This window comes from Nostoc sp. NMS8, assembly GCF_017115045.1.
Classification (GTDB): Bacteria; Cyanobacteriota; Cyanobacteriia; order Cyanobacteriales; family Nostocaceae; genus Nostoc.
This window is the reverse complement of sequence record NZ_JABXKK010000037.1, coordinates 49689-55808: the sequence shown is the minus strand read 5'-3', so window position 1 is coordinate 55808 and position 6120 is coordinate 49689. Positions and strand designations below refer to the sequence as shown.

Sequence of the window (6120 nt, the reverse complement as noted above, 5' to 3'; positions counted from 1 at the left end):
TTATTTTTTCAACTAACTATAATTTGGGGAAAATTACAAGACCTTGAAAGGGCTGGTCCTAATAGTTATAAATTTTCTCACCCACCTACTTAATTTGCTTTTTCTGTTTTTTGTGATTGCTGCTGTTGTTTCAATGCTTCTAGTTGCACCTTCACTTCATGACAAAAGCTGAAGAAGTGTTCACCAAAACTCAATGCTACGAGGTAATCATACAAGAAATACGGTTTTTGGAGGGCGATCGCTGCCAACTGCTCGGCTAGGGTGTATCTGCCACCATTAAGAAATATTTCGCCAAAGGTATCATATCTCGGTTCAATCCCGTGTTGTATCTTCAACAATATTCATAAATTTATGTTAATATTCCTTACATTTTAATGTTAAAAAACTAAAAAAATTTAATCCTTTATACTAAATGTATCGTTATTTCAATGCTTGTTAGGAGTATAGACTATGACTACTAGTACCCTGCTGCAAGAAATAGAAAAGTATATCCCAATTGTGGGAGATATAAATATCAAGAGTCCATTAGCATACCAAGCAACTCGTGGGGCGGTTGAGGTAGTCAACACAGTTCAAATGGCGGTGGCAGAGGCTTATATCAACGGATTAGAAGTTCCTGATTTAGTCTTAGAATCGCTTTTCGATACATGTATGCCAATTTTCTTTCAGTATTTCCCATCTCTCCTAGCACCGTATGAATGGGTATTAAAAGAAACTGATCATCTCGCCGAAGGATCGCGGGAACTAATGAAAATTCAGTATGACTTGCCTCAAGCCATGTTGAATACTATGTTGGGGGACGGGAAACTCATTTATCCTAAGTACAGTATGGGATTGTGGGAAAAAGGAGCATTAAACCTTGAGCAATCCCAGATGCAGATGATTGATGATGTGATTGAAAAGTTAGACATCAAAGACGGAGACAATATCTTAGACTTTGGGTGCGGGTGGGGATGTGTTCCTAATTACATTCTTTCTAAGTTCCCCAATGTCAAGTTTACGGGTCTTAATTTGAGCCACGAGCAATGTGAATATATTCGCCACAAAATGCAAGATCCTGAGAGTTATCTCAGTTCAGATCGGTTTACCCTATATGAAGGTGATTTGAATAATGCAAATTTCGAGACAAAGTTTGATAAAATCCTCTCGATTGGTGTTTTTTGTCATATTGGTAACTTAACGGAAGCCTTTAAAAAATTAGCTTCGTTTCTTAAGGATGATGGCAAAGTTTTTATTCACATCATCACAGTTCGCATCCCTAACAATATGTCCAGCGTTTACACCCACAAATATATTTTTCCACACGGTCGTTACTGGAATTACGATGCAGTTCCTAGCCATAAACAAGACCTCAAAACAATTAAACAATGGTATCTGAATGGCTTTAATTACTCTCAAACACTCACTCATTGGTTACGAAATTTTGACGAAAATCAGGCAACAATAAAAACATTAAACTATGGCATGGACTATGCCAAGTTTCGCCGGATATGGAGGTTTTATCTGATATGGTTTATTCGCAATTTTGCTTGTTGTGATGGAGAATATAATGGCAATGGTCAATTTTTAATGGTTCATGCTTAACCGGACAAAGCTAGAGTTTCTCTGCTAAGGGTTGAATGGCATAGATATGAAAGCGCTGAGTTAAAAGACCGTCTATATCTTGCCCAGAGCGGTGATGTTGGTGCTTTACGATCATTTGTTGCACCAGATAGCATCAAGGTGAGTGTGGGGTACTGGGCTAATAGCTCAAATGCTGCGAAGCGCTCCGGCGCAATGCTCACGCTTCAAAAATCGCATTTGTGTTGAGGAATGGAAATCTTGTCCGTCCCTATTAACTGGGTGAAGATACCTTCTTCAGAAAAACATCTTTTATTCTACTAAGTCTTTGGATTCCTGACTAAGACGGCAAGGAACAGACTTTTTTCATAACCAATCTGTGAACCAGAATATCAGACGGATATCTCTGCTTTAACCTTGAACACTGAGTTTTGACAGTTTTGGTTTCTGGCACAAGCGAGAAGTTCTGTTTTAGAAGGCACTCTAATCTTTGACGCTAGCTTCAGGAACTTAAGCATTTTGATGAACCAAAATGTTGGGTCTGGAAGATAGGCAACCTGTCCCTCTCGCACGGTGATGCCATGTCGGGCTGAGGACTGGAATGCATGGTGAAGATTATGCCAGCCTTCACCCAGGGTCAGAAACGCAACGAACCAGTGGTTCCGACTGTAGTCGTTAGTTGTGAACGGTTGGTCGCCAATTATGTGGCTGAGTGAGTTGACAGTGGCGACACCATGAAAGAGGATAGTCGTGCTGAGGAAAAAAGCGCCGAGATATTCAGCTCCACCGATGTAGTATGAGATAGCACCTAGAGCAACAGTGGGAATGAAGTGCAAACGATCAACAATCTTCAAAACCAGATTGTTCTCAATATCGCTGGGAAGTTTCGAGGGAAAAAACTGTGGGGAGAATAGCCATCCAGCTTGAGACCACCAGAATCCTTTGATCCCCTTGAAAGGCATATATGGGGAATGAGGATCTTTTTCCTGGTCTGAAGATTGATGATGGGCCATGTGGTGAGCTTTCCACCAACTTGGCCCCATCTGCCCGGCGGAAGCAGCCACTATGCTTCCAACCCATAGAACTGAGGTTGGAGCCTGGTAGCTCTTGTGAGTGAGTAGTCTATGGTAGATGCCAGTAGTTGCAAGCATTCGTATTACATACAACAACACGGCCCACAAGGCAGCACCCCATGAGAAGCCAGTGACAATAATCAGTAGCGATCCTAAATGACTCACCACGATCAAAATAGGGCCTATTATGTAAGAAATAATCGTGAGATTAGAGTATTGCTTCATTGGTGTTTTAACGTCCTTAAGCTTCAAAATAAAAATGCACCACATCCTCGCGGCAGTCAAGCTCGCGGACAGCAGAATGCCCAGTGTTGGCAGCGTTAACAACACAAGGATATCTTGGCACAACAATTTTTTATTTACAGCAGACTATAGTAAGAGATTATAATGCCCACCCTACAAGCTGTCGTTAACATACTAAGTTGTCGTCTTCCTTCGTGAAGAGTTTTTATAGGAATCCGAGTTGAGTTAATATCTCTGATTCTATAACGGCGAGTTGACCTGGAAAATGTCAAAATTAAATGAGTTTTGCGTAGGCGCAAGGGACTTGTCGCCAGACATCGCCACTTGCCATAGCGCGGATTTGAGATAAATAACTTGAAATTTATGGGCAAGCAACGTGTTCTTTCTGGAGTTCAACCAACCGGCAATTACCATCTAGGTAACTATTTGGGAGCCATTCGCAACTGGGTAGAAGGTCAGAGCGAATACGAAAATTATCTTTTTGTAGCTGATTTGCACGCGATTACAGTGCCACATGACCCAAAACAGTTGGCAGCTGATACCTACACTCTTGCTGCTCTTTATCTAGCTTGTGGTCTTGATTTAAATCACTCCACTATTTTTGTACAATCCCACGTTTCGGCTCACAGTGAACTCACCTGGTTGCTTAACTGCATTACACCTTTAAACTGGTTGCAAGACATGATTCAGTTTAAGGAAAAGGCCGTTAAGCAGGGAGAAAATGTGAGTGCGGGTTTATTAGATTACCCTGTGCTGATGGCAGCTGATATTTTGCTTTACCAAGCGGATAAAGTGCCAGTGGGTGAAGACCAAAAGCAACACTTGGAATTGACACGGGATATTGCAGCTAGGTTAAATCACCAATTTGGTAAACCAGATCAACCAGTTTTAAAGTTACCAGATCCTTTGATTCGTAAGGAAGGTGCAAGGGTGATGAGTTTAGCAGACGGTACACGCAAAATGTCGAAGTCCGATCCTTCAGACTTAAGCCGGATTAGTTTGCTAGATTCACCGGAACAGATTCAATACAAGATTAAGCGTTGTAAAACCGATCCGATTCGTGGGCTGACTTTTGACGATCCAGAGCGTCCAGAGTGTAATAATTTGTTAACGCTGTATACATTGCTTTCTGGGCAGAGAAAGGAAGATGTAGCAGTTGAGTGTCAGGATATGGGCTGGGGACAATTCAAGCCATTGTTAACAGATACAATTATTGAATCTCTGAAACCAATTCAAGAAAAATATGAGGCGATAACGGGCGATAAAAGTTATTTGGAGTCTGTGTTACGGGATGGAGGGGAAAAAGCGAGAGCGATCGCAAATCAAACTTTATCACAAGTCAAAGCTGCTTTAGGCTATTCTCTACCTCTATAAGTTTTCACCTTGAGGTGTGATTTGCTATACCATTTAAGAAATTGAGATTCTTAATTTTATGCATCACACCCATAGGCCCACGGCTTTTTGCAGAGCTGTACAAGCAGGTGAGTTTCTAGTTACTGCTGAGGTAGCACCGCCGAAAGGGGGAGATCCAACGCACATGATTCAAATGGCGGCGACTCTTAAGGGGAGGGTTCATGCCGTCAATGTTACTGATGGTAGCCGCGCCGTGTTACGGATGTCTTCGTTAATCGCGTCGGTGATTCTATCACAAAACGGCATAGAGCCGATTTGTCAAATTGCTTGCCGCGATCGCAACCGCATTAGTTTACAAGCTGATTTAATGGGCGCTCATGCTTTAGGTATTCGTAATATTTTAGCTTTGACTGGCGACACAGTAAAAGCAGGCGATCATCCAGATGCTAAAGCAGTGTTTGACTTAGAAGCTGTGCGACTGCTGCAATTGATTCGGAAGATGAATCAAGGTGTTGATTTTAATGAGAAACCTTTAACTGATGGAGCATTAGATTTATTTGTTGGTGCAGCAGTAGATCCGCAATGTAAAAGTTGGTCGGGTTTGCAAAGTCGATTTGAACGCAAAATCGAAGCCGGAGCGCAGTTTTTTCAAAGTCAGTTGATTACCGATTTTGATCTGCTAGAAAAGTTTATGGATACGATTGCCGCTGGCTATAAAAAACCGATTTTGGCAGGAATCTTTCTGTTGAAATCGGCAAAAAATGCCCAGTTTATTAATAGATGTGTTCCGGGTGTAAATATTCCCCAACATATTATTGATAGATTGGCAAAAGCCAAAGACCCTTTTGAGGAAGGGATAAAAATTGCCGCCGAGCAAGTGCAAATAGCGCGGCAATTGTGTCAAGGGGTTCACATGATGGCGGTGAAACGAGAAGATGCGATCGCGCCAATTTTAGATTTAGCTGGGGTTGCTCCAGTTAATCAGTTGGTATCCAAGTAAATAAGATAATAAATCTTTTATGAAAGCAGATGGTTACATCTGCTTTTTTTAATCCTGAATCAGACGCGTATACACAATTTTTGCTTTACTAAATCCAGGTGAAAACTGACAAAATATTTTATAGCTTATTTCAAGCTTTTCCTAGCATATTTTTTACAATAGTTGGCGATAGTACTGTTAATGTCAACGCCTACAAATTTGTTTAAGTTGAAGTAAAAGAAAATGCTTTTAGGATTGATGGCGTATTTATCCCCACAAGTGAAACTACAAACCAGCCACTTTACTTTGTTGAAGTCCGGTTTCAATCAGACTCAACTTTTTATAGACTCTTATTTGCTGAAATCTTCACTTACTTGCGTCAAAACGAATCAGTCAATTTTTGGCGTGCTGTGGTTATCTATCCCCAAGGGAGTTTAGATCCAAGCGATCGCCTACCGTATGAGTTGCTTCTAGACAGTTCACAAGTGCAACGCATTTATCTAGATGAATTGGATACGAGAGAGGACTCACTGCAAGTTGCGATCGTTAAATTAATTATCGAAAGGGAAGAAACAGCCATTGACAAAGGTAGAGAATTAATTTTACAAGCAAGGCAACAACTGACAGATGAAACAACCACCAAGCAAATTGTAGAATTAATAGAGACTATTCTGTTGTACAAATTTACCCGGTTAAGCCGAGAGGAGTTAGCAGAAATGTTGGGTATAGATGACGAATTCAAAAACACAAGGATGTATCAATCAATTAAAGAAGATGGCTTAGAGGAAGGTCGCCAGGAAGCTAAGTTAGAGGCTGTTCCTCGGTTGTTGGCATTAGGATTGAGTGTGGAACAAGTGGCGGTGGCTCTCGATTTGACAGTGGCACAAGTACAGCAAGCAGTCTAGAATCAGT

At 41.2% G+C, this 6120-nt stretch carries 5 protein-coding genes and 1 pseudogene; 4 read left to right on the top strand and 2 right to left on the bottom strand.

Features of this window, described 5'->3' with window-relative positions; all coding sequences use genetic code 11:
* Positions 1-89 precede the first annotated feature (89 nt).
* On the bottom strand, positions 90-335 hold the full coding sequence (locus tag HWQ39_RS05810; RefSeq protein WP_366932227.1) for a hypothetical protein: 246 nt from the start codon (positions 333-335) through the stop codon (positions 90-92).
* A 115-nt stretch (positions 336-450) separates the two neighbouring features.
* On the opposite strand from HWQ39_RS05810, the gene HWQ39_RS05805 reads away from it, so the two are divergent.
* Positions 451-1584: a class I SAM-dependent methyltransferase gene (locus HWQ39_RS05805; RefSeq protein ID WP_292842527.1), complete on the top strand. Its 1134-nt coding sequence runs from the start codon at positions 451-453 to the stop codon at positions 1582-1584.
* A gap of 368 nt (positions 1585-1952) precedes the next feature.
* Here HWQ39_RS05805 and HWQ39_RS05800 read toward each other — a convergent pair whose 3' ends face one another.
* Entirely contained in the window at positions 1953-2963 is a 1011-nt protein-coding gene (locus HWQ39_RS05800) for an acyl-CoA desaturase (protein WP_292842525.1), read from the bottom strand.
* Between the two features lie 276 nt (positions 2964-3239).
* Here HWQ39_RS05800 and trpS point away from each other — a divergent pair, with 276 nt between their 5' ends.
* The 3 genes and pseudogenes from trpS to HWQ39_RS05785 all read left to right on the top strand — a co-directional run bounded on the left by trpS (position 3240) and on the right by HWQ39_RS05785 (position 6113).
* A complete protein-coding gene (gene trpS, locus HWQ39_RS05795; protein ID WP_292842523.1) occupies positions 3240-4250 on the top strand; it encodes a tryptophan--tRNA ligase in 1011 nt (336 codons plus the stop codon).
* A 58-nt stretch (positions 4251-4308) separates the two neighbouring features.
* Positions 4309-5229: a methylenetetrahydrofolate reductase gene (locus HWQ39_RS05790; RefSeq protein ID WP_292842520.1), complete on the top strand. Its 921-nt coding sequence runs from the start codon at positions 4309-4311 to the stop codon at positions 5227-5229.
* A gap of 98 nt (positions 5230-5327) precedes the next feature.
* Positions 5328-6113: pseudogene (locus HWQ39_RS05785) on the top strand (Rpn family recombination-promoting nuclease/putative transposase).
* Positions 6114-6120: the final 7 nt, after the last annotated feature.

Coding starts and splice junctions, on each gene's coding strand:
- HWQ39_RS05790 (WP_292842520.1), top strand. CDS start 4,309: ATGCATCACACCCATAGGCCCACGGCTTTTTGCAGAGCTGTACAAGCA.
- HWQ39_RS05805 (WP_292842527.1), top strand. CDS start 451: ATGACTACTAGTACCCTGCTGCAAGAAATAGAAAAGTATATCCCAATT.
- trpS (WP_292842523.1), top strand. CDS start 3,240: ATGGGCAAGCAACGTGTTCTTTCTGGAGTTCAACCAACCGGCAATTAC.